Raw genomic sequence first — 25880 nt, 5'->3', positions numbered from 1 at the left:
TATAATTCGAAGCTTGGCGGCTGTAGCTCAGTTGGATAGAGTACTTGGCTACGAACCAAGGGGTCGTGGGTTCAATTCCTGCCAGCCGCACCATAACAAAAGCGTTATAGAACTACAGCTTAGAGATCAAAAGTCTCTAGGCTGTTTTTCTTTGTGCGTCTCACTTTCTTCCTGAAAGTGTATGTGGTCACCGTTCGGTCACCGTTAACCGCTGGCAGTCCCTAGACGGTGTTGGACTCTTCAAACCCAAGCATCGCAGACGAGCATGAAATTTGGTTGCCAAAGAAGTTTCTGTGGCCTGCTGGTCGGTATCTCTATGACGAGGCAAGATTCATGCCCCTTACAGATCATGCCGACTCCACGTAAAAAAACTGATTTCCCGCTTCAAAGTCAAAATTGCCCCACGCAGTGTTGTTATGAAGCGCGAGCAACCGGCAATCTGGTGCTGCGCGCGATGCGCATTCACAAATTGAATCACCTCATACACCGATTCAATTTGACGCGTCCGACGCCAGCCGCGACAGTGAGGCATGAACCCTGCCAGCCCTGAAAGCCCGGTCCCGGCCATCGCCCTCGCCACGGTGGACCAGTTGCGGGACCGCATCCGCCGCCAAAGCAAGCTCAAGGGCCGACAGGCCGACGACGCCTCCCTTGAAGAAGTCCGCGCGCTGATTGGCGTGCGCCCGGCAGAAGGCCATCGCCGCGACCTGCTGATCGAGCATCTGCACCAGCTCAACGACGCGTACCGCTGCCTGCACGAGCGGCATCTGGTGGCGCTGGCCAAAGAGATGAACCTCCCCATGGCCAAGGTGTATGAGGTGGCGACCTTCTACCACCACTTCGAAGTCGTCAAGGGCGATGCGAAAGGCGATGGACAGGCGCCCGGCCTGACGGTGCGCGTCTGCGACGGGCTGAGCTGCGAGCTGGCCGGCGCGCAGGACTTGCTGGCGCGTCTGCCGGCCTTGCTGGGCGCCGAGGTGCGGGTGATGGCCGCGCCGTGCATCGGCCGCTGCGAGCAGGCGCCGGCGGCGGTGGTGCACCAGACGCCGGTGCCGTTTGCCACGCCTGAAGCCGTGGTTTATGCATCAAATACGGCTATTGCGCAATATCCACGGGTGCTAGTAGCTATTAACTTTGTAGCGTCCGACTGGGCCGAAAAAAGCATTCCAGAACTGTCCGGCCACACCGATTACGCCACCTACCGCGCCCACGGCGGCTATGCGCTGGCCGCTTCTCTGGTCAATGGCATGCAGGACGCCGAGCGCGTCCTGCATGCCATGGAAAACTCCGGCCTGCGCGGCGCGGGTTTTCCGGCCGGGCGCAAATGGCGCATCGTGCGAGAGCAGAGCGCGCCGCGCCTGATGGCCGTGAACATCGACGAAGGCGAGCCCGGCACCTTCAAGGACCGCACCTACCTGGAGCGCGACCCGCACCGCTTTCTGGAAGGCGTGCTGATTGCCGCGCAGGTCGTGGGCGCTGAGGCCTGCTACATCTACCTGCGCGATGAATACCACGATTGCCGTGCGCTGCTGAAGGCCGAAATCGCCAAGCTGCAGGCCGATTCGCCGTGTCCTTTGCCGCTGCTCGAGCTGCGCCGGGGGGCGGGCGCCTACATCTGCGGCGAGGAATCCGCCATGATCGAGAGCATCGAGGGCAAGCGCGGCGAACCCCGGATGCGCCCGCCCTACATCGCCGAGGTCGGCCTGTTCGGCCGGCCGACGCTGCAGCACAACTTCGAAACGCTGTACTGGGTGCGCGACATTGTTGAAAGAGGCCCGCACTGGTTCGGCAGCTTTGGCCGCAACGGCCGCAAGGGGCTGCGCAGCTTCAGCGTCAGCGGACGGGTGAAACAGCCGGGCGTCAAGCTGGCGCCGGCCGGCATCACCGTGCAGGAACTGATTGACGAATATTGCGGCGGAATGGCGGACGGCCACACGCTTTATGCCTACCTGCCGGGCGGCGCGTCGGGCGGTATCTTTCCGGCCAGCCATGCCAATGTGCCGCTGGACTTTGACACCCTGCAGCCGCACGGCGGCTTCATCGGCTCGGCCGCCGTCATCGTGCTCGGCCAGCATGACAAGGCGCGCGACGCGGCGCTGAACATGATGCGGTTTTTTGCCAATGAAAGCTGCGGCCAGTGCACGCCGTGCCGCGTCGGCACGGCAAAGGCCGCGAAGCTGATGGAAGCGCCCCGCTGGGATAACGCCACGCTGGAAGACTTGAACGTGGTGATGACCGATGCGTCGATTTGCGGCCTGGGTCAGGCGGCGCCCAACCCGGTGCGCTGTGTGCAGAAATATTTTGCCCATGAGGTGGCCTGAATGAACGCACGAGCCCAAGCCATTGAAGTCGCGCTGCCCACGGTCGAATTCACGCTCGATCAGCAAACCGTTCACGCCTTCGAGGGTAAAACCATCCTCAAGGCCGCCGAGCGCCATGGCGTGCAGATTCCGCGCCTTTGCCACCAGGACGGCCTGCGGCCCGACGGCAACTGCCGCGCCTGCGTGGTGGAAATTGCGGGCGAGCGCACGCTGGCACCGAGTTGCTGCCGCAGCGTGACGGCGGGCATGGAGGTGCAGGCGCAGAGCGAGCGCGCCGTGAAAAGCCAGAAGATGGTGCTGGAAATGCTGCTGTCGGACATGCCTGATGCGGCTACAAATGGATTGAAGCGGATGAGTCGCTGCAGCACGGCGAACTCAGTGACTGGGCTTCCCGAATGGGTGTCACCGTTCGCCCTGAACTCAAGACACTGCGTCGCGACCAGCCCCAAGCCGACTGGTCCCATCCCGCGATGGCGGTGAACCTGGACGCCTGCATCCAGTGCAACCGCTGCGTGCGTGCCTGCCGCGAGGAACAGGTCAACGACGTGATCGGTTTTGCCCTGCGCGGCGCGCATAGCGAAATCGTGTTCGACCTGAACGACCCCATGGGCGACAGCAGTTGCGTGGCCTGCGGCGAATGCGTGCAGGCCTGCCCGACCGGCGCGCTGATGCCCAAGACGCAAATCGGCTCGCAAATCGTGGACAAGAAGATCGATTCGGTCTGCCCGTTCTGCGGCGTCGGCTGCCTGCTGACCTACAACGTGAAAGACAACGCCATCGTCAGCGTCGAGGGCCGCGACGGCCCGGCCAACCATTCGCGGCTGTGCGTCAAGGGCCGCTTCGGCTTTGACTACGCGCACAGCCCGCAGCGGCTGACGGTGCCGCTGATCCGCAAGGCCGGCGTGGCAAAAGACCCGCAGGCTTTGAAGCACCTGAACCGCGACACGGCCGACTGGACCGAGGTGTTCCGCGAAGCCACCTGGGACGAGGCGCTGGCGCTGTCCACCGGCGCGCTGAAAAACCTGCGCGACACCCAAGGCAAAAAGTCGCTGGCTGGCTTTGGTTCGGCCAAGGGCAGCAACGAGGAGGCGTATTTGTTCCAGAAGTTAATACGCACCGGCTTTGGCAGCAACAACGTGGACCATTGCACCCGGCTGTGCCATGCATCGAGCGTGGCGGCGCTGCTCGAAGGTGTCGGTTCGGCGGCGGTCAGCAACCAGGTTCACGACGTCGAAAACGCGGGCCTGATCTTCATCATCGGCTCGAACCCGACCGGCAACCACCCGGTGGCGGCGACCTGGATGAAGAACGCCGCCAAAAAGGGCGCGAAGATCGTGCTGGCCGACCCGCGCGTCACCGACATCGGCAAACACGCCTGGCGCACGCTGCAGTTCAAGGCCGACACCGACGTGGCGATGCTCAATGCGCTGATTTACACGGTGATCGACGAGGGGCTGGCCGACATGGCGTTCATCGAGGAACGCGCCAGCAACTACGAAGCGCTGCGTGCCAATGTCCAGGGCTACAGCCCCGAGGCGATGGCGCCGATTTGCGGCATCCCGGCCGAAACGCTGTGCGAAGTGGCGCGTGAATTTGCCCGGGCGAAAGGCGCGATGATCTTGTGGGGCATGGGCATCAGCCAGCATGTCCACGGCACCGACAACGCACGCTGCCTGATTGCGCTCTCGACCGTCACCGGCCAGATCGGCAAGCCCGGCTCGGGCCTGCATCCGCTGCGCGGCCAGAACAATGTGCAGGGCGCGAGCGACGCCGGGCTGATCCCGATGATGTTTCCGAACTACCAGCGCGTGACCAACCCGGCCGCGCACGCCTGGTTCGAGGATTTCTGGGGCATGAAGCTTGATGACCAGCCCGGCTACACCGTGGTCGAGATCATGCACAAGATCCTCGCCCCGGAAACCGACCCGCACAGGATTCGCGGCATGTACATCTTGGGCGAGAACCCGGCCATGAGCGACCCCGACCTGAACCATGCGCGCCAAGCGCTGGCCAGCCTGGAGCACCTGGTGGTGCAGGACATCTTCATGACCGAAACCGCCTGGCTGGCCGACGTGGTGCTGCCCGCCACCGCCTGGCCCGAGAAAACCGGCACGGCGACCAACACCGACCGTATGGTGCAGCTGGGCCAGCAGGCGATTGATCCGCCCGGCGACGCTAGGCCGGACCTGTGGATCGTGCAGCAGATGGCGGCCGGCATGGGGCTGGATTGGAACTATGAAGGCCTTAACCACGGCGTCGCTGCCGTGTATGAGGAAATGCGCCAGGCGATGCACAGTTCAATAGCCGGCATCACCTGGGAGCGGCTGGAGCGTGAATCCAGCGTGACCTACCCCTGCCTGAGCGCCGGCGACCCCGGCGCACCAATCGTGTTCATCGACCATTTCGACACCGCAGATGGCCGCGTGCATCTGGTGCCCGCCGACATCATTCCGGCCAACGAGCGGCCCGATGCCGAGTTTCCCTTTGTGCTCATCACCGGCCGCCAACTGGAGCACTGGCACACCGGCAGCATGACGCGGCGCTCGGAGGTCCTCGATGCGCTGGAGCCGATGGCGACCGCCTCGCTGTGCGGCGCCGACCTGCTCGCAATGGGGCTGAAGCCCGGCGATGTGGCCACGGTGCAGTCACGCCGGGGCGCGGTGGCGATCCATGTGCGCCGCGACGACGGCACGCCGCTGGGCGCGGTGTTCATGCCGTTTGCCTACTACGAGGCGGCGGCCAATTTGATGACGAATGCCGCGCTCGACCCGTTTGGCAAGATTCCGGAATTCAAGTACTGCGCGGTGGCGATACGGCGCGGCAGCCAGGCGGCGGTGGCGGCAGGCTACCGCATCCATGCCGCCAGCGGCGCTTGACCAAGCCCCGGGCAGGAGCCAGGTTGTGCGGTGCTCCCGCACAATCAGCCCATGAGTATTGGATTTTTCGGCACACTTCGGCTCAAGAACATGCAGACCAAGGGAGCCGCTGACATGGCACCTTGGGCAAACGCACCCGCCGGGCTGGTGCGGTGCGGCGGTCTGTCCAGGCGGTCAGCCGCCCTCGCGCTGGGCGCTTTTCTGGGCTTGAGCCTGAGCGCCCCGGCGTCGGCTTCAGCCCCGCTGCTTGATGGCGTGGCGCCTGCCGGCCCGGTGCCGCTGGCCGCCGAGTTTGCACGCGAGGTGGCTCCGCGCCTGCTGGTTCCCGACGACGAGCGTGTGGCGTATGCCGCACGCCTGCAGGACGCGCTGACTGCGGCGCAGGTGACGCTGGCCGCGCCCCAGTTCATCGTGCTGGTGGACCGCAGCCCCAACGTGCAGGCCGCGCTGCTGTACTGGGGGTCGGCCGGGCGCGGCTGGGGCTTCATCGGGGCCACACCGGTATCGACTGGCCTGCCGGGGCGCTACGAGCATTTCCTGACGCCGCTCGGCGTTTTTGACCATTCGCTGGCGAACCCGGACTTTCGCGCCGAGGGCACGAAAAACAAGCTCGGCTTTCGCGGCTATGGCGTCAAGGGCATGCGCATCTACGACTTTGGCTGGGTCGAGTCGCCGCGCGGCTGGGGCAATGGCGCGATGGGCACGCTGCGGCTGCAGATGCATTCGACCGATCCGGTTCTGGCCGCGCCGCGCCTGGGCACGCCGCAGTCCGAGGGCTGCGTGCGCATTCCGGCAACGCTCAATGACTTCATCGACCGCCATGCCCTGCTCGATGAAGACTACGAACGCGCAGTGGCCAGCGGAGAGCCGTTGTGGGTGCTGCGCAAGGACCGCACGCCCACGCCATCGCCGGGCCGCTACCTGGTCGTCGTGGACACCGAGCGCCAGGCGCGGCCGGCCTGGTCGCCGCTGCCGGCAAAGCCTTGACCCGCCCTTCATTGCTTTTCATGAAGAAAAAGCGGCTTTGCGCACGGCCTGCCTGCACAGTATGCTATTGATTTTGTAGTGTCGAAAAAAGAGCAGGGCGGGGCGAATCGGTCGTCCCGCAGCGCGTTTAGCCCAGCAATGTTTTCGCGCCTTCGAAACGGGCTGCGTAATACTTGCTGTCGAGCCGGTCGGTCCTGACGCCGGTGCGCGGGTTGCTGGCATGCACGAAGCGCCCGTCGCCCACATAGATGCCGACATGCGAAAAGGAGTAGCCCAGGGTGTTGAAAAACACCAGGTCGCCAGCCATCAGGTCGGCCGGATTGACCGGGCGCGCGGCCTTGGCCATGGACGCTGCGCTTCCCCGCAGCGGGATGCCGGCGGCCTGAAGGTACACATGGGAAACGAGTCCGGAGCAATCGAATCCCGTGGCCGGGCCGCGTCCGCCCGACACGTAAGGCATGTCCAGCAGAGACAGTGCAAACAGGGCGATGTCGCTTCCCGCTTGTGCCGATTTTAAAGAGCGTGGTTCAGAAGCCGGCCGGGTGGCGCAGCCGGCGAAAGCCAGCAGCGTCATGCTACCGAGCCACTGACCCCATCGCCTTCGGGAATACGCCTGATGGTCCATTGGTTCTCCAGCCAAAATTGCGGCAAGCCATGCTCGCCAGCGTGTGATCCAGCGCAGGCGCCTGGAACCGTTGGCGGAACGCAGGCACGGCTGGAAGGGCATCCTACCGCAGACGGCCACGCGGCAAAAGACCTAGATTCGAGCGGGCATAAGGCGCGCCGTACACTTCCGCCATGCTTGACTTTCTAATGCTGTACCCCGAGTCCGATGAGGCGCTTCGCCGCCCGTGCATGGACGTGGCTGTGGTCATGCGCCGCGAGCGCATTGACAACGTCTGGCAGCCGTGGCGCTGGATGCTGGCCGACGTGGTGCCGCACGAAGACGGCTTTGGCCATCAGCCGCGCCTGCTGCTGAAGGACGAACGCGAAGAGCGCTGGCTGCATCCCGGCTTTCGGGTGGAACTGCACCGGGGCGACGCCGAAGGCTATTACCTGAATGTCACCACGCCGCAGCCTTGCTTCTGGGTCGTCTGGCGCATGGAAGAAGAGGCCGGCCTGGCCGATGAGCCCGTCGCCGTGCCGCAGATCGTCACCCTGAGCTACCACGATGCCGGCCGCTGGCTCGATGCGCAGGAAACCGTCGAACAGGTGCCCGCGCCGCCCGATGTGGTGCAGTGGATGCGGCATTTCGTCGACGAGCACCATGTGCTCGAAGCCAAGCGCCGCCAGCGCCCGCAAAGCTTCAAGCCGCTGGTGGACCGCTTCGGCAGCCCGGCGCGCGTAAGCACCGAAAAGAAGTTTGGCGGAGGAGGCGGCCGTGGCTGAAGAGCATTCCGGATTCCTGGGCCGCTGGGCGCGGCGCAAGACCGACGCGCTGCAGGGCAAGCCGCTGGACGAGCCTGCCGCGCCGACGAAAGCCGCGCCACTGTCTGCGGCTGCCGCCGTTTCGCCTGCCGCACTGAAACCCGATCAGGCCCATTTGTCGGCACCTGCGGCGTCCCCGGCGGAACAACCCGAAAAGCTGCTGTCGCTCGACGATGTGAAGGCGCTCACGCAGGACTCCGACTTTAAGCCCTTCATGGCCCGAAATGTCGGCGCCGACGTGCGCAACGCCGCCATGAAAAAACTGTTCACCGACCCGCACTACAACGTGATGGACGGGCTGGACATTTATATTAGCGACTACTCCATCGCCGACCCGATTCCGGAATCCATGCTGCGCCAGATGGTCGGCGCCAGGCTGTTGAAAATTTTTAACGAGGATGATGAAAACAATGATGGTGGCCAGGAAGCCGCTGCATTGCAATCTCCTGTAGATTCATTACCACCGGATGACTTGAATAACCCCACGCCTGAGGCCGTGGCGCAGTCCGGAAATTCCCCAGAAATTCACGGTCCGAAAACCCCAATCGCTGAACTCCCCAGTCAGCCCGAGCCTTTCGAGGATCACGGCGCCAGCCAACCCGACGACCATGCCCACTCTCATTTGCGACTGCAACCAGACCATGCCCCTTCAGCCCCGAGCGCTGGGCACGGCACTTGACGAAAACCTGACGCTGCATTCGACGCTGTGCCGGCGCGAAGCGGGCGCGTTCCAGAAGGCCATCCAGTCAGGCGACGACGTCATCGTCGCCTGCACCCAGGAAACGCGGCTGTTCGCCGAACTCGCGCAGCAGACCGAAGGCGCCACGTCCGTCATCAAGTTCGTCAACATCCGCGAAACCGGCGGCTGGAGCAAGGACGCGGCCCAAGCCAGCCCGAAGATCGCCGCCTTGCTGGCGCTGGCGCATCTGCCCGATGCCGAACCGGTGCCAACGGTGACATACAAGAGTGCCGGCCGCCTGCTCATCATCGGCCCACTCGATGCGGCCGAGCGCGCCGCCGAACTGGTCTCGGATGCGCTCGACGTCACGCTGTTCAGCCTGGGCGCAGGCAGCCATGGCGGTCTGCAGGAGCGGCGCTACCCGGTGCTGGCCGGGCAGATCAGGCAGCTCACCGGCTGGCTGGGTGCTTTCGAGCTGAACTGGACGCGCAGCAACCCGATCGACCTGGACCTGTGTACCCGCTGCAACGCCTGCCTGTCGGCCTGCCCGGAAGGCGCCATCGGCTTTGACTACCAGATCGACATGAGCCTGTGCCAGTCGCACCGGGCCTGCGTGAAGGTCTGCGGCGTCGCCGGCGCCATCGATTTCAGCCGCGAGCCCGAAGCGCTGAGCGAAAAATTCGACCTGGTGCTCGACCTGCGAAGCGCGCCGGCCTTCACCCAGCATGCGCTGCCGCAGGGCTATTTCCGCTGGGACGGCCAGGACAGCCGCACGCTGCTGCAATTGCGTTCGCTGGTGGGCGAGTTTGAAAAGCCCAAGTTCTTCAATTACAGGCAAAAGCTGTGCGCCCACAGCCGCAACAACACCGTGGGCTGCAGCGCCTGCATCGACGTGTGTTCGGCGTCGGCCATCAGCAGCGAAAAAAACCGCCAGCAGATCAAGGTGAACCCGAACCTGTGCGTCGGCTGCGGCGCCTGCACCACCGTCTGCCCGACCGGCGCCATTTCCTATGCCTACCCGCGTCCTGCAGAGCAGGGCGCCAAAATCAAGACGCTGCTGAGCACCTACGCCAAAGCCGGCGGCAAGCATGCCGCGCTGCTGTTGCACAGCCAGGAGGCCGGCACGCGCCTGCTGGGCGACCTGGGCCGCATGGCCCGGCTCGATCCGGCGATTCGCGGCGTGCCGGCGCGCGTGATGCCGCTGGGTCTCTTTCATACTGCCTCCACCGGGCTGGAATTATGGCTGTCCAGCATTGCCTATGGCGCTTCCCAGGTCTGGGTGCTGATGACGGCCGAAGAAGCGCCGCAGTACCGCGAGGCCCTTCGCGAGCAGATGCAAGTCGCGCAGGCGATATTGACGGGGCTAGGCTATCAGGGCGAACACTTCCGTATTTTTGAGGCGAAGGATGCGCGTGACCTGGCCGGCCTGGACGCGCAACTGCAGGCGGCGCCCGCGCAGGGCGTGGCGCAGGCGGCCGGCTTTGCGGTGCAGGCCGACAAGCGCGCCACGCTGGAACTGGCGCTCGACCACCTGATGCTGCAATCGATGGTGCAGGCAGAGCTGATTGCGCTGCCGGCCGCATCGCCGCTGGGCGCGCTGGCCATCGACAAGGACGCCTGCACCCTGTGCCTGAGCTGCGTCAGCGCCTGCCCGGCCAGCGCCCTGCAGGACAACGCCGAACGCCCGCAGCTCAGATTCATTGAAAAGAACTGCGTGCAATGCGGCCTGTGCGTCACGACCTGTCCGGAAAATGCGCTGGCGCTGGTGCCCCAGCTCAGGCTCACGCCGCAGCGCAAGGAAGCCGTGGTGATCAACGAGATGCAGCCCTATGCCTGCATTCGCTGCAGCAAGCCATTCGGCACGCTCAAGGCGATTGAATCCATGCTGGGCAAGCTGGCCGGCCATGCCATGTTCCAGGGTGCGGCGGCGGACCGCCTGAAGATGTGCAGCGACTGCCGCGTGATCGACATCTACTCGGCCGACAACGAAGTCAAGATCGGCGACATCCGCTAATCCCAGTCCACAGGCAAAAATTCCCATGCAAGCCCAACTCACCGCCTCCACCCTCGACGAAGAAACCGCGCGTGCCGAGGTCTACGGACTGCTCGCCGCGCTGCTCTATGCGCCGCCCTCCGCCGACCTGTACGACAGGCTGCGCGTCGCCGCGACCGAAGCCCCGGCCGCCGGCGCGCTGCTGGAAGGCCCATGGGGCGAAGTAGTCGCCGCTGCACGCGAACAGTCGCTGGCCGACACCCGCCATGAATACGACACCCTGTTTGGCGGCGTGGGCAAGCCAGAGGTCTATCTGTTCGGCTCCCACTACCTCAGCGGCTTCCTGAACGAAAAACCGCTGGCAGCGCTGCGCACCGACCTGGCGGCGCTTGGCCTGGCGCGCGACGGCGCCATGTCCGAGACCGAGGACCATGCCGCGTATCTGTGCGAAGTCATGCGTTACCTGATCGCCGGCGATGATGTGGAAGTGGCCAACCTGACGCGCCAGCGCGCGTTTTTCACGCGCCATGTGCAGCCCTGGTTTCCCATGATGTGCGAGGCGGTCATGCGGCATCCGAAGGCGCGTTTCTACCGTACATTCGCGTGCTTTGCGCAAGCGTTTGTCAGTGTTGAATCGCAAGGTTTTGACATGCTGGAGTGAAACATCCCTGATTGCAGCCCTGGCTGCAATTTCTGCCTGATCACGGTTTCAGCCCCCAGCCGCGCAGTACAAAATCTTAGAGAGCCTAAGGTTTTCCCTTGGTTTTAGGGTTGTATTTCCGTGAACCATTGTGGTGCGCCTATGACTAACGTAGAGTTATGCAAGCTTTTACATATCGCCAAAATTTCATGGAGCAAAAAATGCAGGAAAGCCAGCCCAAACCCTCGCGCCGGGGTTTCTTTTTCGGTGCCGCAGCCACCGGCGCAGCCGCCGCTGCCGTGATGGCGCTCCCGCGTGTGCAGGTTGCGGAAGTCGCCGTTGCGGCGCCCAGGCCGGCGCCTGAAAAAGGCGGTGGTTACAGCGCTTCGGAGCATGTCGAGCGCTACTACAAGACCGCGCGCGTCTGATTCCACTTTCCGGTCCAATTTCCGGTTGGCCGTTCTTCAATTCTCACGGAGAGCTTCATGCTGCTCACGAAAAAATCTTCCAGCCTTTCCGGCCTGACTGCGCACCGTGCGGGTGCCCCGCGCTTTGTGCAAAGCCTGACGCGCGGCCTGTCGCACGCCCTGCCCACCATGGACCGGCGCTCGTTCCTGCGGCGCTCCGGACTCGGCGTGGGCGTAGGGCTGGCGGCGACCCAGCTCTCGCTGGTTAAAAAAGCCAGCGCAGCGGCCCCCGGCGAAGCCGGCGGCAATTCCAAAATTGAAGTCAAGCGCACCATTTGCTCGCATTGCTCGGTCGGTTGCGCGGTCGATGCCGTTGTTGAAAACGGCGTCTGGGTGCGCCAGGAGGCGGTGTTTGATTCGCCCATAAACCTGGGAGCGCATTGTGCCAAGGGTGCCGCGCTGCGCGAGCACGGCCACGGCGAATACCGCCTGCGCTATCCGATGAAGCTGGTCAATGGCAAGTACGAGCGCATCAGCTGGGACACGGCGCTGAACGAAATCACCGAGCGCATGCTCGCCCTTCGCAAGGAAAGCGGTCCGGATTCGCTGTATGTGATTGGTTCTTCCAAGCACAACAACGAGCAGGCCTACCTGCTGCGCAAGTGGATGAGCTTCTGGGGCAGCAACAACTGCGACCACCAGGCCCGCATCTGCCACTCGACCACGGTGGCCGGCGTGGCCAACACCTGGGGCTACGGCGCCATGACCAATTCGTACAACGACATGCAAAACAGCAAGTGCGCGTTGTACATCGGCTCGAATGCCGCCGAGGCCCATCCGGTCAGCATGCTGCACATGCTGCATGCCAAGGAAACCGGTTGCAAGATGATCGTGGTCGATCCGCGTTTCACCCGCACCGCCGCCAAGGCCGACGAGTACATCCGAATCCGTTCCGGCTCCGACATTCCTTTTCTGTTCGGCATGCTTTATCACATCTTTAAGAACGGCTGGGAAGACACGAAGTACATCAATGATCGCGTCTATGGCATGGACAAGATCAAGGAAGAAGTGCTGGCCAAATGGACCCCGGACAAGGTGGAGGAAGCGTGCGGCGTGCCTGAGGCGCGTGTTTACCTTGCTGCTGAAATGATGGCCAAGAACCGGCCCTCCACCGTGGTCTGGTGCATGGGGCAAACCCAGCACACCACCGGCAATGCCATCGTGCGCGCTTCCTGCATTTTGCAACTGGCCTTGGGCAATGTCGGCAAGAGCGGTGGCGGCACCAACATCTTCCGCGGCCACGACAATGTGCAGGGCGCCACCGATGTCGGCCCCAATCCTGATTCGCTGCCAGGCTACTACGGTCTGGCCGAAGGTTCCTGGAAGCATTTCGCCAAGGTATGGGGCGTGGACTTCGACTGGATCAAGGCCAAGTACGCTTCGCCCGCCATGATGGGCAAGCCCGGCATCACCGTCTCGCGCTGGATCGATGGCGTGCTGGAAAAAAACGAATTCATCGACCAGGACTCCAACCTTCGCGGCGTTTTCTACTGGGGCCATGCGCCCAACTCGCAGACCCGCGGCCTGGAGATGAAGCGGGCGATGGACAAGCTCGACCTGCTGGTGGTGGTGGACCCGTACCCATCAGCCACCGCCGCCATGGCCGCCATGCCGGGCAAGGCCGAAGACCAAAATCCGAACCGTGCCGTTTACCTGTTGCCGGCCGCCACGCAGTTCGAGACCAGCGGTTCGTGCACCGCGTCGAACCGCTCAGTGCAGTGGCGCGAAAAAGTCATCGAGCCGCTGTGGGAAAGCCGCAGCGACCACATGATCATGCAGCAGTTCGCCGACCGGCTGGGCTTTGGCAAGGAGCTGAGCAAGAACTTCAAGATGCAGCAGGTCAAGGGCATGGACGAGCCGGTGCCCGAAGACATCCTGCGCGAAATCAACCGCAGCTGCTGGACCATCGGCTACACCGGCCAGAGCCCGGAACGCCTGAAGGCGCACATGCGCAGCATGCACCTGTTCGACGTCAAGACGCTCAAGTCCAAGGGCGGCAAGGACAAGCAAAGCGGCTACGACACCACCGGCGACTACTTTGGTCTGCCGTGGCCATGCTGGGGCACGCCGGAGATGAAGCATCCCGGCTCGCCCAACCTGTACGACACCTCGAAACACGTCATGGACGGCGGCGGCAACTTCCGCGCCAACTTTGGCGTCGAGCGCGAAGGCAAGAGCCTGCTGGCCGAGGACGGCTCGCATTCGCTGGGCGCCGACATCACCACCGGCTACCCGGAGTTTGACCATGTGCTGGTGAAAAAACTCGGCTGGTGGGACGAGCTGACCGACGCCGAGAAGGTGGCTGCCGAAGGCAAGAACTGGAAGACCGATTCGTCCGGCGGCATGATCCGCGTGGTCATGAAGAACCACGGCTGCCATCCCTTCGGCAATGCCAAGGCGCGTGCCGTGGTGTGGAACTTCCCCGACGCGATTCCACAGCACCGCGAACCGTTGTACGGCACCCGGCCCGACCTGATGGCCAAGTACCCGACGCACGACGACAAGAAGGCTTTCTGGCGCCTGCCCACGCTCTACAAGACGCTGCAGGACAAGAACATTGCCGACAAGGTGCATGAGAAGTTCCCGCTGATCATGACCTCGGGCCGGCTGGTCGAGTACGAAGGCGGCGGCGAGGAAACCCGCTCGAACCCGTGGCTGGCCGAGCTGCAGCAGGAAATGTTCATCGAGATCAATCCCAAGGTGGCGGCCGAAAAAGGCATCCGCAACGGTGAACGCGCCTGGGTCAGCACGCCGACCGGCGCGCGGCTCAATGTGCAGGCGCTGGTCACCGAGCGCGTCGGGCCGGACACGGTGTTCATGCCGTTTCACTTCTCGGGACGCTGGCAGGGCGCCGACATGCTGGCCTACTACCCCGCAGGCGCTGCGCCCGTGGTGCGCGGCGAGGCCATCAACACCGGCACGACCTACGGCTACGACAGCGTGACGATGATGCAGGAAACCAAGACAACCGTTTGCAATGTCGAACGAGCATAAGGAAGAACAAAAATGGCACGCATGAAATTTGTCTGTGACGCGGAGCGCTGCATTGAATGCAATGGCTGCGTCACTGCCTGCAAGAACGAAAACGAAGTCCCGTGGGGCGTCAACCGCCGCCGCGTGGTCACGCTCAACGATGGTGTTCCCGGTGAAAAATCCATCTCGGTGGCCTGCATGCACTGCAGCGACGCGCCTTGCATGGCCGTTTGCCCGGTTAACTGTTTCTACCGCACCGACGAAGGCGTGGTGCTGCACGACAAGGACATCTGTATCGGCTGCGGTTACTGCTCGTACGCCTGCCCGTTTGGCGCGCCGCAGTTTCCGTCCACCGGCACCTTTGGCGTGCGCGGCAAGATGGACAAGTGCACCTTCTGCGCCGGCGGCCCCGAGGTCAACGGCAGCCAGGCCGAGTTCGAGAAATACGGCCGCAACCGCCTGGCCGAAGGCAAGCTGCCCGCTTGCGCCGAGATGTGCTCGACCAAGGCGCTGCTGGCCGGCGATGGCGATGTGGTGGCCGACATTTTCCGCAACCGGGTGGTGCAGCGTGGAAAAGGCGCCGAGGTCTGGGGTTGGGGAACGGCTTATGGGTCGAAGCAAGCCGGCCAGCCGCCTGCAGGAGCCAAGTCATGATGCGCATGGCATTGACCCTCTGCGCTGTCGTGCTCATAGCGGCCTGTGGTGAAAAACCGCAGACCGGCGCTGGAGTCAAAAGCGACACGCCCGCATTTCAGGGGGCGCAAAACAGCTTTGTTGCACCGGGCTGGACGCCGGGAGGCAAGACCAGCTGGGAGGAGGGGCTCAAGGCCCGCATGCAGAATTCCCAGAACGAATATCCCAAGATGAACACGTCAGAAAAGTGACCGGAGCCCTTATGGAACGAGCACGATTAGCTATATTTGTAATAGCACTCGGTTGGGCCGGGCTGGCTGCCGCCCAAACCCCGGCTGCCCCTCCAGCACAGGCGCCGGTCGCAACTGCGCTAGCGGCGGCTGTGACTTCGGTGGCCCCGGCGGCCACGGGCGGCATTCAGGGCCAGAACATCTTCGACGTCAAGCCCGACGCCAGCGAAGACCCGGGCTATGCCAGGCAGACCAATGGCGAGCGCGCCAAGGTCCAGCCCGGCAACAATACGCCCATGTGGCGCCAGGTGGGCGCAGGCGTGACCGGTTACAGCAGCCTGCCCAAAAGCCAGGCGCCCGAAGCCGGCAACCTGATCCAGCCGTTTGTGCAGTACCCCGGCTCGCGCGTCACCAATGCCGGCGAAGCCTGGCGCCAGGTGCGCAACAACTGGCTGATTCCCTACGGCGGCGCCTTGCTGCTGATTGTGGCCGGTGCGATTGCCCTGTTTTACCTGGGCAAAGGCACGATCAAACTGCACGGCGCCAACACTGGCCGCAAGATCGAGCGCTTCACGCCGTTCGAGCGTTCGGCGCACTGGGCCAACGCCATCGCTTTTTGCGTGCTTGCCATTTCGGGCATCGTCATGGCCTTCGGCAAGTTCTTCGCGCTGCCGGTCATGGGCGGCCAGCTGTTTGGCTGGCTGGCTTATGCGCTGAAAAACGTGCACAATTTTGCTGGCCCGGTGTTCGCGGTGTCGCTGCTGGTCGTGTTTTTCACCTTCGTGCGCGATAACCTGCCACGCCAGGGCGACCTGCACTGGCTGCTCAAGGGCGGCGGCATCCTGTCGGGCAAGGAAGTGCCGTCGCACCGTTTCAACGCGGGTGAAAAGCTGGTGTTCTGGGGCGGCGTGCTGTTCCTGGGCATGGTGGTGGTCGGCTCGGGGCTGGTGCTCGACATGCTGCTGCCCGGCCTGCTGTACGAGCGCAGCACCATGCAGATCGCCCACATGGTCCACGCCGTGGCCACGGTGCTGATGACGGCGATGTTCATCGGCCACATCTACATCGGCACGATTGGCATGGAAGGCGCCTACAAAGGCATGAAAACCGGTTATGTTGATGAAACCTGGGCCAGGGAACACCACGAGTTCTGGTACGACGACATCAAGGCCGGACGTATTCCCGCGCAGCGCACCGAACCAGTGCCGCCCGCCGGTCCTGCCGTGCAGGCTTAAACACACGAGTGAGAATTGCCATGAAAAAATTTCTGATCACCAGCCTGCTGCTTGGCGTCTGTTCGCTGGCGGCGGCCAAACTCCCGCCGCCAGCGCCCGAGGCCAAGGCTAAGTCCGACGAATCCGCAGCCAAGGCCGCTTGGGCCGGCAAGGTCGATGCCTTCCAGTTGTGCCTGTTGCAGGACCGGGTGGCCACCAGCTACCTGAAATCGGCCCAGGCCGCCGGCAAGGAAACCAAGGCGGCGACGGCCACGCCGCCCTGCGCCGAACCGGGCGTTTTTGCCTATACACCGCCTGAAGCGCCCAAGCCCCTGGAAGCTGCGGGCGCCCATTCACCGGCTGAAACCGCTGCCGCCCCACCGAGCACCAAGGTGCCCGACGCAGTGTCGAATCCCGACAAGAAACCTTGATAACCGCAATCTCCCTCAAAAGGCCGGGCCGCAAGGCGCCGGCCTTTTTTACGATAGTCTTCTCGCCATGTCCCTTCCTCTTCTGACGCAAGCCCAGGCCCCTTTGACCAGCGAAATCGAGGCAGTCAACGAATTCGGCGTACTTCAAAAAGTTTCGATTCCTGCCGAACGCGCGCTCACGGTCTATGTCGACAAGCGCGAACTGGTCACGCTGATGACGCTGGGCGCGAACCCGGAACTGCTGGTGCTGGGCTACCTGCGCAACCAGCGCCTGGTGCGGGATGTGGCCGACATCGAGTCGATCACGGTCGATTGGGACGTGGGCGCCGCTGCCGTCAAAACGCGCCATGGTATCGACGATATCGAGGAAAAAACCGCGCACCGGGTGGTCACCACCGGGTGCGGGCAGGGCAGCGTGTTTGGCGGCCTGATGGACGAGGTAGACCAGATTGCGCTGCCCGCAGGCAGCAGCATCACCCAGGGCCAGCTTTACGGTCTGGTCAACACCATCCGGCTCAAGGAAACGACCTACAAGTCGGCCGGCTCGGTGCATGCGTGCGCCCTGTTTTCGGCGGTTGCCGGCGACGCCGACATGCTGTTGTTCGTCGAGGATGTGGGCCGGCACAACGCCATCGACACGATTGCTGGCTGGATGTGGATGAACATGGCCCCCACGCTCCCCACTGCGTGTGGTTCGCTGCCCCCCGAGGGGGCCGCTGCGCCTGCGGCCCGGCAAAGCCGGTTCCGCGGCCCTGACTTGGAGGGCGCAGATGCTTGCATGTCTTCGATCGTCGCGCCTCCTGACCCCGAATTACTCCCTCTCCCTCTGGGAGAGGGCAGGGGTGAGGGCTCCCCGACTTCAGACACGGCGTGCCTGGTTTTCTACACCACCGGCCGCCTGACCAGCGAAATGGTCATCAAGTCGGCGCAGATGGGCGTGCCGGTGGTGGTTTCGCGCAGCGGCATCACGCAGATGGGCCACCAGGTGGCGCAGTCGGTCGGGCTGTGCGCGATTGGCCGGGCAACCAACAAGCGCTTCCTTTGCTACACCCATGCCGGGCGGCTCAGGCTGGAACCTGGGCTGGTGACCGTGGCCGCGCTTTCATCTGAAAAAGAAGCCGGTTAAGGCGTATTCCTGTGCCGGGCGTTCACTCCTTTTTTGATAGCTGCTTGCGCTTACAGAACGTGCGCAAAGGGCCGATTTGGTTCATAAACAATCGCCTGGAGTGACCGGCGCAGCCGACTGACAGCAAGGCCAGCACCCATTCGCATCAACCCTTCATGACGCATCCCTTACCGGTTCTGCGCTAAGGTCAGGCCATGAACACTCTTTTTCTCAAGCTCGGCTGGAAAACCCTGCTGCGCGACTTGCGGGCCGGCGAATTGCGGCTGCTGATGGTGGCGGTCACGCTGGCCGTGGCATCCCTCACGGCGGTCGGATTTTTTGCCGACCGGCTCAATGGCGGGCTGCAGCGCGACGCCCTGCAGTTGCTCGGCGGCGATGCGGTGGTGCGCAGCGATGGCCCGGTGCCGGCGGCGTTCATCGAACAAGCCCAAGCGCTCGGCCTGAACGCCATTTCCACCGTCACCTTTCCGACCATGGCCCGGGCCAGGGACGAGGAGGGCGGGGCCAGCAAGCTGATCGCTTTCAAGGCCGTTCCCGAAGGCTACCCGCTGCGCGGCAGCATGAAGCTGGCCGACAGCCTCGATGAAGCCACGGGTCAGACGACCCGCGACATCCCCGCGCCCGGCACCGCCTGGGCCGATGCGGCGCTGCTCGATGCGCTGGGCCTGAAGCTCGGCCAGCCGCTGCTGATGGGCGATGCCAGTTTCACGGTCACCCGCGTCATCGTGCAGGAGCCCGACCGGGGCGCCGGCTTCATGAGCTTTTCGCCGCGCGTGATGGTCAATGCCGTGGATGTGCCGGCCACTGGCCTGATCCAGCCGGCCAGCCGCACCAATTACCGCTTTGCGGTTGCGGGCGATGACGCGCAAGCCGTCAAGTCCTTTGTCCGCTGGGCAACCGATGAACTGAAGAAGCCGGACGCCGAAACCCGGCTGCGCGGCGCGCGGCTCGAATCGCTGGACAGCGGCAGCCCGCAGATGCAGCAGACGCTGGAGCGGGCCGAAAAATTCCTGAACCTGGTGGCGCTGCTGGCCGCGCTGCTCAGCGCCGTGGCCGTCGCCATCGTGGCGCGCAGCTTTGCCTCAAAGCATCTGGACGACTGCGCCATGCTGCGCGTGCTGGGGCAGCCGCAGCGTACGATTGCGCTGGCCTACAGCTTTGAATTCGTGCTGGCCGGCCTGGCGGCCAGCGCGCTTGGCGTGGCGCTGGGTTTTGCGGTGCATCACGTGTTCGTGCTGCTGCTGGCCGGGCTGGTCAGCGCCACTTTGCCGGCGGCGACCTTGTGGCCGGCGGCTTTTGGCATGGGCATGGGACTGACGCTCTTGCTGGCCTTTGGCCTGCCGCCGGTGCTGCAGCTGGCCCAGGTGCCGCCGCTGCGGGTGATTCGCCGCGATGTCGGCAACCTCAAGCCGGTGTCGATGCTGGTTCTTGGCGTGGGCATCCTGGGGTTTGCCGCATTGCTGATGGCTGCCAGCAGCGACCTCAAGCTCGGCCTGATCGCCGTCGGCGGCTTTGCCGGCGCGGTGGGGGTGTTTGCGCTGGCCAGTTACGCCGCCGTCAGGCTGCTGCGCGCCAGCGTCAACGAAGCCACTGCGCCGCGCTGGATGGTGCTGGCCACGCGCCAGCTGTCGGCCCGGCCGGTGTATGCGGTGGTGCAGACCAGTGCTCTGGCCATCGGTCTGCTGGCGCTGATGCTGCTGGTGTTGCTGCGCACCGACCTGATCAGTAGCTGGCGTCAGTCGACGCCGCCCGATGCGCCGAATCGCTTCGTCATCAATGTGCAGCCCGACCAGGGCGACGCCTTCCGGCAGGCGCTGAAGGACGGCGGCGTGACGAAGTTTGACTGGTATCCGATGATTCGCGGCCGGCTGGTGGCGATCAACGGCAAGAACGTGACGCCCGAGAATTTTCAGGATGACCGCGCCAGAAGTCTTGTGGACCGGGAATTCAACCTGTCCAACAGCGCGGACAAACCAGTGCACAACGAAGTCGTGGCGGGCCGCTGGCTGGCGGGCGAGCCCGGAGCCATCAGCGTCGAGGAAGGCCTGGCCAAAACCCTGGGCTTGAAACTCGGCGACAGCCTGCGCTTTGACATCGCCGGCCAGTCCAGCGAGGCGAAAATCACCAGCCTGCGCAAGGTGGACTGGGGCTCGATGCATGTGAACTTCTTCGTCATGTACCCGGTGGCGCAGCTGGCCGCCGAAGTGCCGGTGACCTTCATCAGCGCTTTTCGCGCGCCCGAACCCGCCGACCCGGTGACCAACGGGCAAGCCCGGCCGCAGAGTTTTGACAACACCCTGGTGCGGGCCTTTCCCAACATCACCAACGTGGACATGAGCAGCACGCTGGCGCAGGTGCAGCGGGTGCTGGACCAGGTGATCCGGGCGGTGGAGTTTTTGTTCGGCTTCACGCTGGCGGCCGGACTGGTGGTGCTGTTTGCCGCCATCACCGCCACCCGCGAGGAGCGCGCCCGCGAATTCGCCATCATGCGCGCCGTCGGTGCCCGCGCCTCGCTGCTGCGGCAGGTGCAGCGCGCCGAATTGGCCGGCGTCGGCCTGCTGGCCGGTTTTCTGGCGTCCATGGTTTCACTGGTGGTCGGCTGGGGCTTGGCGCGCTTTGTGTTCGACTTCAGCTGGACCGGCTCCTGGACCGTGCCGGTGTTTGGCAGCCTGGCTGGTGCCGCCCTGGCGCTGGCGGCCGGCTGGTGGGGGCTGCGCGCCGTGCTGAATACCCCGGTGGTGGAAACGCTGCGCAAGGCGCAATGAAAATTGTTCGCACCGACGCGTCATTCCCGCGAAGGCGGGAATCCAGACGCTTGTACGGATTGGGCCTGGGTTGCTGGATTCCCGCCTTCGCGGGAATGACGGGTGGCTTGATTTATAAAATCTCCTGCATGCAAATCAAAGAAACCCCCGCCGAAGCCCCGCTGTTTGAAACCCCCTTTGCCTGGATGGGCGGCGAGGAGCACGTCAAGGCGCTGGTCGAACGCTTTTACGACCTGATGGACCTGGAACCCGCTTATACGGCCTTGCGCGGCGCGCACGGCAACACGCTGGACAACGCCCGAGAGCGCCTGTTCTGGTTCCTGTGCGGCTGGCTGGGAGGGCCGCAGCACTACACCGAGCGCTTCGGCCACCCACGCCTGCGTCAGCGCCACATGCCGCAGCACACCGGCGGCGGCAGCATCGGCATCCGGGAGCGCGACCAGTGGCTGGCCTGCATGGACCAGGCGATGCAGGAAACCGGCGTGGACGACGCCCTGCGCGCGCGGCTCAATGCGTCGTTCTTTCAGACCGCCGACTGGATGCGCAACCGGGGCGAGTGACGGTCAGGCGCCGGCCATGCTGCTCTGCGCCATCGTCAGCGGCGGCGTGCCCGACTTGAACATCGAGGCCAGCTGCTGGCGCAGCTCTGGCGTGTCAGTGTGGCCATGCACGGCGACGGCATGCTGCACGGCGGCCTCAATCAGTTCCCTGTCGCTGTTGTCGGCTGACAGCGCGACGCTGCAGTTCATGGCGCTGGGAAATTCCCGGCAATCAATGTATTGGCGTGACATGGTGGCTCCTTTCAGTGCTGTGCTTCATCAACCAGGTTCAGCTGCGTCTGGACGGTGCGCCGAACCCGCGGTCTTCTCCCCGCAACCGGGCTTGCACCGGCGTCAAGGACTTCCAGTGACGAAATGCAGGATCGCACAGGAAGCGCCCATCACGACATACTGAAACCGTCAAGAAAAATTGTCAATATGCCGCCCTGCGCAGGCACCAGCCCGCACTGGCAAGCTGCGATCAGTCACCCGCTCGCAAAATTGAAAAATTAGGAGTGAAAATTGGCTCTTGCGCTTTAAGCACGGGCGCTAATAGCTATAGAATAAATAGCATTTCCAGTTTCCGGCACCGCCCTTTCACCACGGTGCCAGCAGCACCACCAGCGCTCCGGCGCCGCCTTGGGCAGGAGGTGCCTTACGGCTACAGCCTCAATAACAATCACGGTTGTATCGGCATTGGAGACTGCTTTGGCATGCCTCGCTTCGCCGTCAAGACCATTCCGACTGGTGGCAGTGTGAAGGACCTCAGCGCTACCCTCGGGCCAAGCGGCTACTCATCCTTGCAGCCATCGCACTGATCGAGATCAAGGATCTGCGCCGGATCTACCGTATCCAGCGCTGGGAGTTCTGGCTGTCCATCGCCTGCATGGCCGGCGTCGCGGTGCTCGGGGCCATCGAGGGCATTGCCCTGGCGATCGTGATGGCCGTCATCGAGTTCCTGTGGGACGGCTGGCGCCCGCACTTCGCGGTGCTCGGCCGGGTCGATGGCGTCAAGGGTTACCACGACATCACCCGCTACCCGCACGCCCGGCGCATTCCGGGGCTGGTGCTGTTTCGCTGGGATGCGCCGCTGTTTTTTGCCAATGCCGAGCTGTTTCGGGACCATGCGCTGGATGCCGTGGCCGCGTCGCCGACGCCCGTGCGCTGGCTGGTTGTCAGCGCCGAGCCGGTCACCAGCGTGGATGTCACCGCCGCCGATGTGCTGGAAGAGCTGGACCACACCTTGCGCGACGCCGGCGTCGCGCTGTGCTTTGCGGAAATGAAGGATCCGGTCAAGGACAAGCTCAAGCGGTTCGGCCTTTTCTCGGCGCTGGGCGAGCAGCGCTTTTTTGCCACGCTGGGCCAGGCCGTGAGCGGCTATCTCAAGGCCACCGAGGTGCCGTGGGTGGACTGGGAGGAGCGTAACGGATGAACCAGTGAGCGGGCGGCTGAGTCATCACGTCTGGCTGCGAGACGAAGGCGTTGACAAGGGAAATATCAAGAATTTGGGCGCTGCATAGCGCCTGTCAGAAGTTGTTCCAGGCTTGCAACCAGTTCTACTCCGGCGGCAACATCATTGCGATGCGCTCACTCAAGCCATCTGCTCTTTCCGATCCTGCAATTTCTTCCACTTTAACAATGATTTCGCGGGCAATAGCCATCATGGATTCGCGGTCACGTGCTTGTCGCAGTTGATCTCGGTACTCTTGGGCCAGTGCGGGAGTCTTTTTGGAAAACATCCGCTCGCAAATGTCAAACAGGAACATCCTGGTGGTCGCCAATGAGCGTTTGCCGTCGAAGTTGTCGCTGGACGATCCGGGCAGTGCGATAGTGGCAGAGGGCAAGTCAAGTGCAGGAGCCACAACTTGAGTGTCAGGAGCCAATGTGCGGTTACTGCTCGCCTGAAGGCGGACCAAATACCCGTCAGAAATCAGTTTTTGCAAGATGCTGCCATCGTCGCGCAGCAATACCTGCATTTCATCCTGTGTTTTACAACCATCTGCGAGAAAGAGCGCACCCCGCTCTCGAATATTGAGCACACGCTGCCCGGAGCTGAGTTCGCGCCTGGCCTTCTCTGACTTGTGGAGGTGCATACGTGAGCCTATTTTTACTTGTAATGAAGTTGTGTATCGTAGAAATTTTCCGTGTCTCATTTATGACTGCTGGCTCCAGCGTCAGGTTTTCATCCCTAAACCGATCGTTTGACCAGGTATCCCCACCTAACGGCAGTTTTTAAAGGCAGAGACAGATAGTTGATCCCTGGCCGGCTTGCCAAGGCACCGAGCAGTGCGGCCAGTACGGCTGCGGGGCAGTGCTGGAAAAAGTGTTCAGCGGCGTGCATGCCAGTGCACCGGGGATCAATATAACGGTAGCTCCGGTGCTGGCTGGGACAGACAGCGTTGCAACTCCAAACAGTAACTGCTTCGACGGGTTTCGTTCCTTCCCCGTCTGCGAAAAGAAGCCTTACGGACACGGGTTCATTCAGTGAGCGGGACGTTGCAGTAACTGCTGCCGGCCTTTTACGTCATGAAGCTGACACCATCACTGCCTACATTGCGACGGTACTTTCCTAACTTGCTTGAGATATTGAAAGAGTTCCATGATGAACAATAAAATTTTTGCTGTTGCCGCACTGTCGTTGGTGGCAGGCTCCGCACTGGTTGCCTGCAGCGGCAACGATGACATCTCGGTCGCCACGCCTACGACGCTGGCTGAACCTTTCACCATCAAAGTGATGGGGTTCAATGACTACCACGGCACACTGGAGTCGCCCGGCACGTTTGGCGAAACCACTGCGGTGCTTGCGGCCAGCCGTCCGGCCGTGGGTGGAGCGGAATTCATGGCTGCCCATATTGCAAGCCTTAAAAAGAAAAATCCGCTCAACGTGGTGGTTGGAGCGGGTGACTCGATTGGCGCCTCACCGCTGATTTCATCTCTGTTTTTCGACGAGCCTTCGGTGGAAACCTTGAACCGCATCGGCCTGGAATTTAATTCGGTCGGCAACCACGAGTTTGACAAAGGCTCGGCCGAACTGCTGCGTCTGCAAAACGGCGGCTGCAAGATGACCGCCGGTGTGGTGGACCCCAACAGTTGCCAAGGTGCTGCAGCCGGCACGCCGGTGCCGTTCGAGGGCGCCAAGTTCAAATGGCTGTCGGCCAACGTAGTTTCCACTGCCACTGGTAAGCCACTGCTGCCTGCATACGGCATCAAAGAGTTCAACGGTGTCAAGGTGGCCTTCATCGGCATGACGCTCAAGGCCACCCCCACCATCGTCACGCCTTCTGGCGTCGCCGGGCTTGAGTTTCGCGACGAAGCACAAACCGTCAATGCGCTGATTCCTGAATTGCGTGCAGCCGGCGTTTCTTCCATCGTAGTCTTGGTGCACGAAGGTGGCTTTCAGAGCGGAACGCTGGGCGACATCAATGCGTGTGAAGGTCAACTGGCCGGCTCGGCGATTGCCAGCATCGTCAGCAAGTTCGACAACGCAGTTGATCTGGTAGTCAGTGGCCATACCCACGCGGCTTACAACTGCATGCTGCCCAACGCCACCGGCCGCAGCATCTCGGTCACCAGCGCCAGCTCGTTCGGCCGGGTGTTGACCGATATTGATGTGACGATTGATCCCGCAACTCGCGACATCACCAAAGTTTTGGCCACCAATAGGCTGGTGCTGCGCAATGACCCCGGCATCATCGCTGATGCCGGGGTAGCAAAGATCGTGGCAGGCTACAAAAGCCTGGTCTCGCCTCTGGCTAACAACATCATTGGCGGCATCACTGCTGACCTGCCCAACAGCCGTACCGACGGCGCCTGCAACATGCCGGCCGGCAACCTGATCGCCGATTCTCAGCTGGCCGCCACTCAGCCGGCCGGCTTCGGCGGCGCCGTGATGGCCTTTATGAATGGCGGCGGCGTGCGCAGCCCCGGCTTTACCTTTGCCTCCAGCACGGCGGGCGAGGGCAATGGCAATGTGACCTACGGCGAGGCTTTCACGGTCCAGCCGTTCGGTAACAGCCTGGTCACTTTGTCACTGAGCACGCAGGACATCAAGGATTTTCTGGAAGAGCAGTTCGCCGGCTGCCGGAAGCAGTCCGCCACTGCCACCCGCTTTGCGATTCCCTCGGCTGGCTTCAAGTACACCTGGGACGGCGCCAAGGCCTGCGACGCGCGCGTCAGCAACGTCACGCTGCGCAGCGGCGGCACCGTTGAAACCCTGGTGGATGCCAGCGGTGTGGTGCAAAACCCCACCAAGTCCTACCGCGTGACGGTCAACAACTTTATGGCGGACGGCGGCGACGGCTACGCCACGCTGGTCAAGGGCACCAACCGCATTGGTGGCGCGCAAGACATCGATGCGCTGACCGCTTACCTGGCCGACTTCAAAGCTCCCAAGGCGCCTTATGCGCCGGGCGTCAACGCAGCCGACACGGGTACTCCACGAATCAATCGTGTGGGTACCAGCGCCGTCTGCCCAAGCGGCGCCAATGTCAATCCGTGAAAAAAGGACGGCAAGCGAACGGCATTTCGTCAAAATGCCGCACGGTTTTATTGCTGGCGCTTGGCCTGCTGGCGGGAGCG

At 63.2% G+C, this 25880-nt stretch carries 19 protein-coding genes, 1 tRNA gene and 2 pseudogenes; 19 read left to right on the top strand and 3 right to left on the bottom strand.

Annotation, left to right across the window (positions count from 1 at the left end; translation table 11 throughout):
• Positions 1-16: 16 nt before the first annotated feature.
• The 4 genes and pseudogenes from ACP7AD_RS04885 to ACP7AD_RS04870 all read left to right on the top strand — a co-directional run bounded on the left by ACP7AD_RS04885 (position 17) and on the right by ACP7AD_RS04870 (position 6184).
• Positions 17-93, top strand: a tRNA-Arg gene (locus ACP7AD_RS04885).
• Positions 94-530: 437 nt separating this feature from the next.
• Entirely contained in the window at positions 531-2321 is a 1791-nt protein-coding gene (locus ACP7AD_RS04880; RefSeq protein ID WP_426146005.1) for an NADH-ubiquinone oxidoreductase-F iron-sulfur binding region domain-containing protein, read from the top strand.
• Positions 2322-5197: pseudogene (fdhF, locus tag ACP7AD_RS04875) on the top strand (formate dehydrogenase subunit alpha).
• Positions 5198-5248: 51 nt separating this feature from the next.
• Positions 5249-6184, top strand: a complete 936-nt coding sequence (locus ACP7AD_RS04870) for a L,D-transpeptidase (RefSeq protein ID WP_426146003.1) — start codon at positions 5249-5251, stop codon at positions 6182-6184.
• Between the two features lie 127 nt (positions 6185-6311).
• Here the strand turns inward: ACP7AD_RS04870 and ACP7AD_RS04865 are convergent, their stop codons facing one another.
• Positions 6312-6758, bottom strand: coding sequence for a C40 family peptidase (locus tag ACP7AD_RS04865; RefSeq protein WP_426146001.1), 447 nt, complete (start codon positions 6756-6758; stop codon positions 6312-6314).
• Positions 6759-6982: 224 nt separating this feature from the next.
• On the opposite strand from ACP7AD_RS04865, the gene ACP7AD_RS04860 reads away from it, so the two are divergent.
• The 13 genes from ACP7AD_RS04860 to ACP7AD_RS04800 all read left to right on the top strand — a co-directional run bounded on the left by ACP7AD_RS04860 (position 6983) and on the right by ACP7AD_RS04800 (position 21323).
• Positions 6983-7573, top strand: a complete 591-nt coding sequence (locus tag ACP7AD_RS04860) for a DUF3305 domain-containing protein (RefSeq protein WP_426146000.1) — start codon at positions 6983-6985, stop codon at positions 7571-7573.
• Complete coding sequence (locus ACP7AD_RS04855; protein WP_426145999.1) at positions 7566-8291, top strand: DUF3306 domain-containing protein; 726 nt, start codon at positions 7566-7568, stop codon at positions 8289-8291. The genes ACP7AD_RS04860 and ACP7AD_RS04855 overlap by 8 nt, the downstream gene beginning before the upstream one ends.
• Positions 8254-10305 (top strand): 4Fe-4S binding protein, encoded by a 2052-nt coding sequence (locus tag ACP7AD_RS04850; RefSeq protein ID WP_426166017.1) that lies wholly within the window; start codon positions 8254-8256, stop codon positions 10303-10305. The genes ACP7AD_RS04855 and ACP7AD_RS04850 overlap by 38 nt, the downstream gene beginning before the upstream one ends.
• A gap of 25 nt (positions 10306-10330) precedes the next feature.
• Positions 10331-10945: a TorD/DmsD family molecular chaperone gene (locus ACP7AD_RS04845; protein ID WP_426145996.1), complete on the top strand. Its 615-nt coding sequence runs from the start codon at positions 10331-10333 to the stop codon at positions 10943-10945.
• A 200-nt stretch (positions 10946-11145) separates the two neighbouring features.
• On the top strand, positions 11146-11352 hold the full coding sequence (locus ACP7AD_RS04840) for a formate dehydrogenase (protein ID WP_426145995.1): 207 nt from the start codon (positions 11146-11148) through the stop codon (positions 11350-11352).
• A 57-nt stretch (positions 11353-11409) separates the two neighbouring features.
• Complete coding sequence (locus ACP7AD_RS04835; RefSeq protein WP_426145993.1) at positions 11410-14385, top strand: formate dehydrogenase subunit alpha; 2976 nt, start codon at positions 11410-11412, stop codon at positions 14383-14385.
• A 12-nt stretch (positions 14386-14397) separates the two neighbouring features.
• Positions 14398-15018: a formate dehydrogenase FDH3 subunit beta gene (fdh3B, locus tag ACP7AD_RS04830; protein WP_029525759.1), complete on the top strand. Its 621-nt coding sequence runs from the start codon at positions 14398-14400 to the stop codon at positions 15016-15018.
• Entirely contained in the window at positions 15015-15248 is a 234-nt protein-coding gene (locus tag ACP7AD_RS04825) for a hypothetical protein (protein WP_426145991.1), read from the top strand. Before fdh3B ends, ACP7AD_RS04825 begins: the two co-directional genes overlap by 4 nt.
• A gap of 11 nt (positions 15249-15259) precedes the next feature.
• Positions 15260-16462, top strand: coding sequence for a formate dehydrogenase subunit gamma (locus ACP7AD_RS04820; protein ID WP_426145989.1), 1203 nt, complete (start codon positions 15260-15262; stop codon positions 16460-16462).
• Between the two features lie 20 nt (positions 16463-16482).
• Positions 16483-16872, top strand: a complete 390-nt coding sequence (locus tag ACP7AD_RS04815) for a hypothetical protein (RefSeq protein ID WP_426145988.1) — start codon at positions 16483-16485, stop codon at positions 16870-16872.
• 67 nt (positions 16873-16939) lie between these two features.
• Positions 16940-17998, top strand: coding sequence for a formate dehydrogenase accessory sulfurtransferase FdhD (locus tag ACP7AD_RS04810; protein WP_426145986.1), 1059 nt, complete (start codon positions 16940-16942; stop codon positions 17996-17998).
• A gap of 194 nt (positions 17999-18192) precedes the next feature.
• On the top strand, positions 18193-20763 hold the full coding sequence (locus ACP7AD_RS04805; RefSeq protein ID WP_426145984.1) for an ABC transporter permease: 2571 nt from the start codon (positions 18193-18195) through the stop codon (positions 20761-20763).
• Between the two features lie 128 nt (positions 20764-20891).
• Positions 20892-21323: a group II truncated hemoglobin gene (locus ACP7AD_RS04800; protein ID WP_426145982.1), complete on the top strand. Its 432-nt coding sequence runs from the start codon at positions 20892-20894 to the stop codon at positions 21321-21323.
• A gap of 3 nt (positions 21324-21326) precedes the next feature.
• Here ACP7AD_RS04800 and ACP7AD_RS04795 read toward each other — a convergent pair whose 3' ends face one another.
• Positions 21327-21554: a DUF1059 domain-containing protein gene (locus ACP7AD_RS04795; RefSeq protein ID WP_426145980.1), complete on the bottom strand. Its 228-nt coding sequence runs from the start codon at positions 21552-21554 to the stop codon at positions 21327-21329.
• Between the two features lie 538 nt (positions 21555-22092).
• Here ACP7AD_RS04795 and ACP7AD_RS04790 point away from each other — a divergent pair.
• Positions 22093-22734, top strand: a pseudogene (locus tag ACP7AD_RS04790) (STAS domain-containing protein); the annotation flags it as partial.
• 124 nt (positions 22735-22858) lie between these two features.
• On the opposite strand, the gene ACP7AD_RS04785 reads toward ACP7AD_RS04790, so the two are convergent.
• Entirely contained in the window at positions 22859-23455 is a 597-nt protein-coding gene (locus tag ACP7AD_RS04785) for a hypothetical protein (protein WP_426166014.1), read from the bottom strand.
• 446 nt (positions 23456-23901) lie between these two features.
• On the opposite strand from ACP7AD_RS04785, the gene ACP7AD_RS04780 reads away from it, so the two are divergent.
• Positions 23902-25800 carry a bifunctional metallophosphatase/5'-nucleotidase gene (locus tag ACP7AD_RS04780; RefSeq protein ID WP_426145977.1) on the top strand — a complete coding sequence of 633 codons (1899 nt, stop codon included), beginning with the start codon at positions 23902-23904 and terminating at the stop codon, positions 25798-25800.
• Positions 25801-25880: the final 80 nt, after the last annotated feature.

Source organism: Polaromonas sp. DSP2-3-2b2 (genome assembly GCF_049895905.1).
GTDB lineage: Bacteria > Pseudomonadota > Gammaproteobacteria > Burkholderiales > Burkholderiaceae_C > Polaromonas.
This window is presented reverse-complemented; position numbering and strand designations above follow the sequence as displayed.

What these genes read in the sequence shown, in the direction of transcription:
- ACP7AD_RS04815 (WP_426145988.1), top strand. Translation starts at nt 16,483, where the DNA reads ATGAAAAAATTTCTGATCACCAGCCTGCTGCTTGGCGTCTGTTCGCTG.
- ACP7AD_RS04825 (WP_426145991.1), top strand. Translation starts at nt 15,015, where the DNA reads ATGATGCGCATGGCATTGACCCTCTGCGCTGTCGTGCTCATAGCGGCC.
- ACP7AD_RS04810 (WP_426145986.1), top strand. Translation starts at nt 16,940, where the DNA reads ATGTCCCTTCCTCTTCTGACGCAAGCCCAGGCCCCTTTGACCAGCGAA.
- ACP7AD_RS04835 (WP_426145993.1), top strand. Translation starts at nt 11,410, where the DNA reads ATGCTGCTCACGAAAAAATCTTCCAGCCTTTCCGGCCTGACTGCGCAC.
- ACP7AD_RS04850 (WP_426166017.1), top strand. Translation starts at nt 8,254, where the DNA reads ATGCCCCTTCAGCCCCGAGCGCTGGGCACGGCACTTGACGAAAACCTG.
- ACP7AD_RS04880 (WP_426146005.1), top strand. Translation starts at nt 531, where the DNA reads ATGAACCCTGCCAGCCCTGAAAGCCCGGTCCCGGCCATCGCCCTCGCC.
- ACP7AD_RS04820 (WP_426145989.1), top strand. Translation starts at nt 15,260, where the DNA reads ATGGAACGAGCACGATTAGCTATATTTGTAATAGCACTCGGTTGGGCC.
- ACP7AD_RS04860 (WP_426146000.1), top strand. Translation starts at nt 6,983, where the DNA reads ATGCTTGACTTTCTAATGCTGTACCCCGAGTCCGATGAGGCGCTTCGC.
- fdh3B (WP_029525759.1), top strand. Translation starts at nt 14,398, where the DNA reads ATGGCACGCATGAAATTTGTCTGTGACGCGGAGCGCTGCATTGAATGC.
- ACP7AD_RS04805 (WP_426145984.1), top strand. Translation starts at nt 18,193, where the DNA reads ATGAACACTCTTTTTCTCAAGCTCGGCTGGAAAACCCTGCTGCGCGAC.
- ACP7AD_RS04865 (WP_426146001.1), bottom strand. Translation starts at nt 6,758, where the DNA reads ATGACGCTGCTGGCTTTCGCCGGCTGCGCCACCCGGCCGGCTTCTGAA.
- ACP7AD_RS04785 (WP_426166014.1), bottom strand. Translation starts at nt 23,455, where the DNA reads ATGAGACACGGAAAATTTCTACGATACACAACTTCATTACAAGTAAAA.
- ACP7AD_RS04780 (WP_426145977.1), top strand. Translation starts at nt 23,902, where the DNA reads ATGATGAACAATAAAATTTTTGCTGTTGCCGCACTGTCGTTGGTGGCA.
- ACP7AD_RS04870 (WP_426146003.1), top strand. Translation starts at nt 5,249, where the DNA reads ATGAGTATTGGATTTTTCGGCACACTTCGGCTCAAGAACATGCAGACC.
- ACP7AD_RS04795 (WP_426145980.1), bottom strand. Translation starts at nt 21,554, where the DNA reads ATGTCACGCCAATACATTGATTGCCGGGAATTTCCCAGCGCCATGAAC.
- ACP7AD_RS04845 (WP_426145996.1), top strand. Translation starts at nt 10,331, where the DNA reads ATGCAAGCCCAACTCACCGCCTCCACCCTCGACGAAGAAACCGCGCGT.
- ACP7AD_RS04840 (WP_426145995.1), top strand. Translation starts at nt 11,146, where the DNA reads ATGCAGGAAAGCCAGCCCAAACCCTCGCGCCGGGGTTTCTTTTTCGGT.
- ACP7AD_RS04800 (WP_426145982.1), top strand. Translation starts at nt 20,892, where the DNA reads ATGCAAATCAAAGAAACCCCCGCCGAAGCCCCGCTGTTTGAAACCCCC.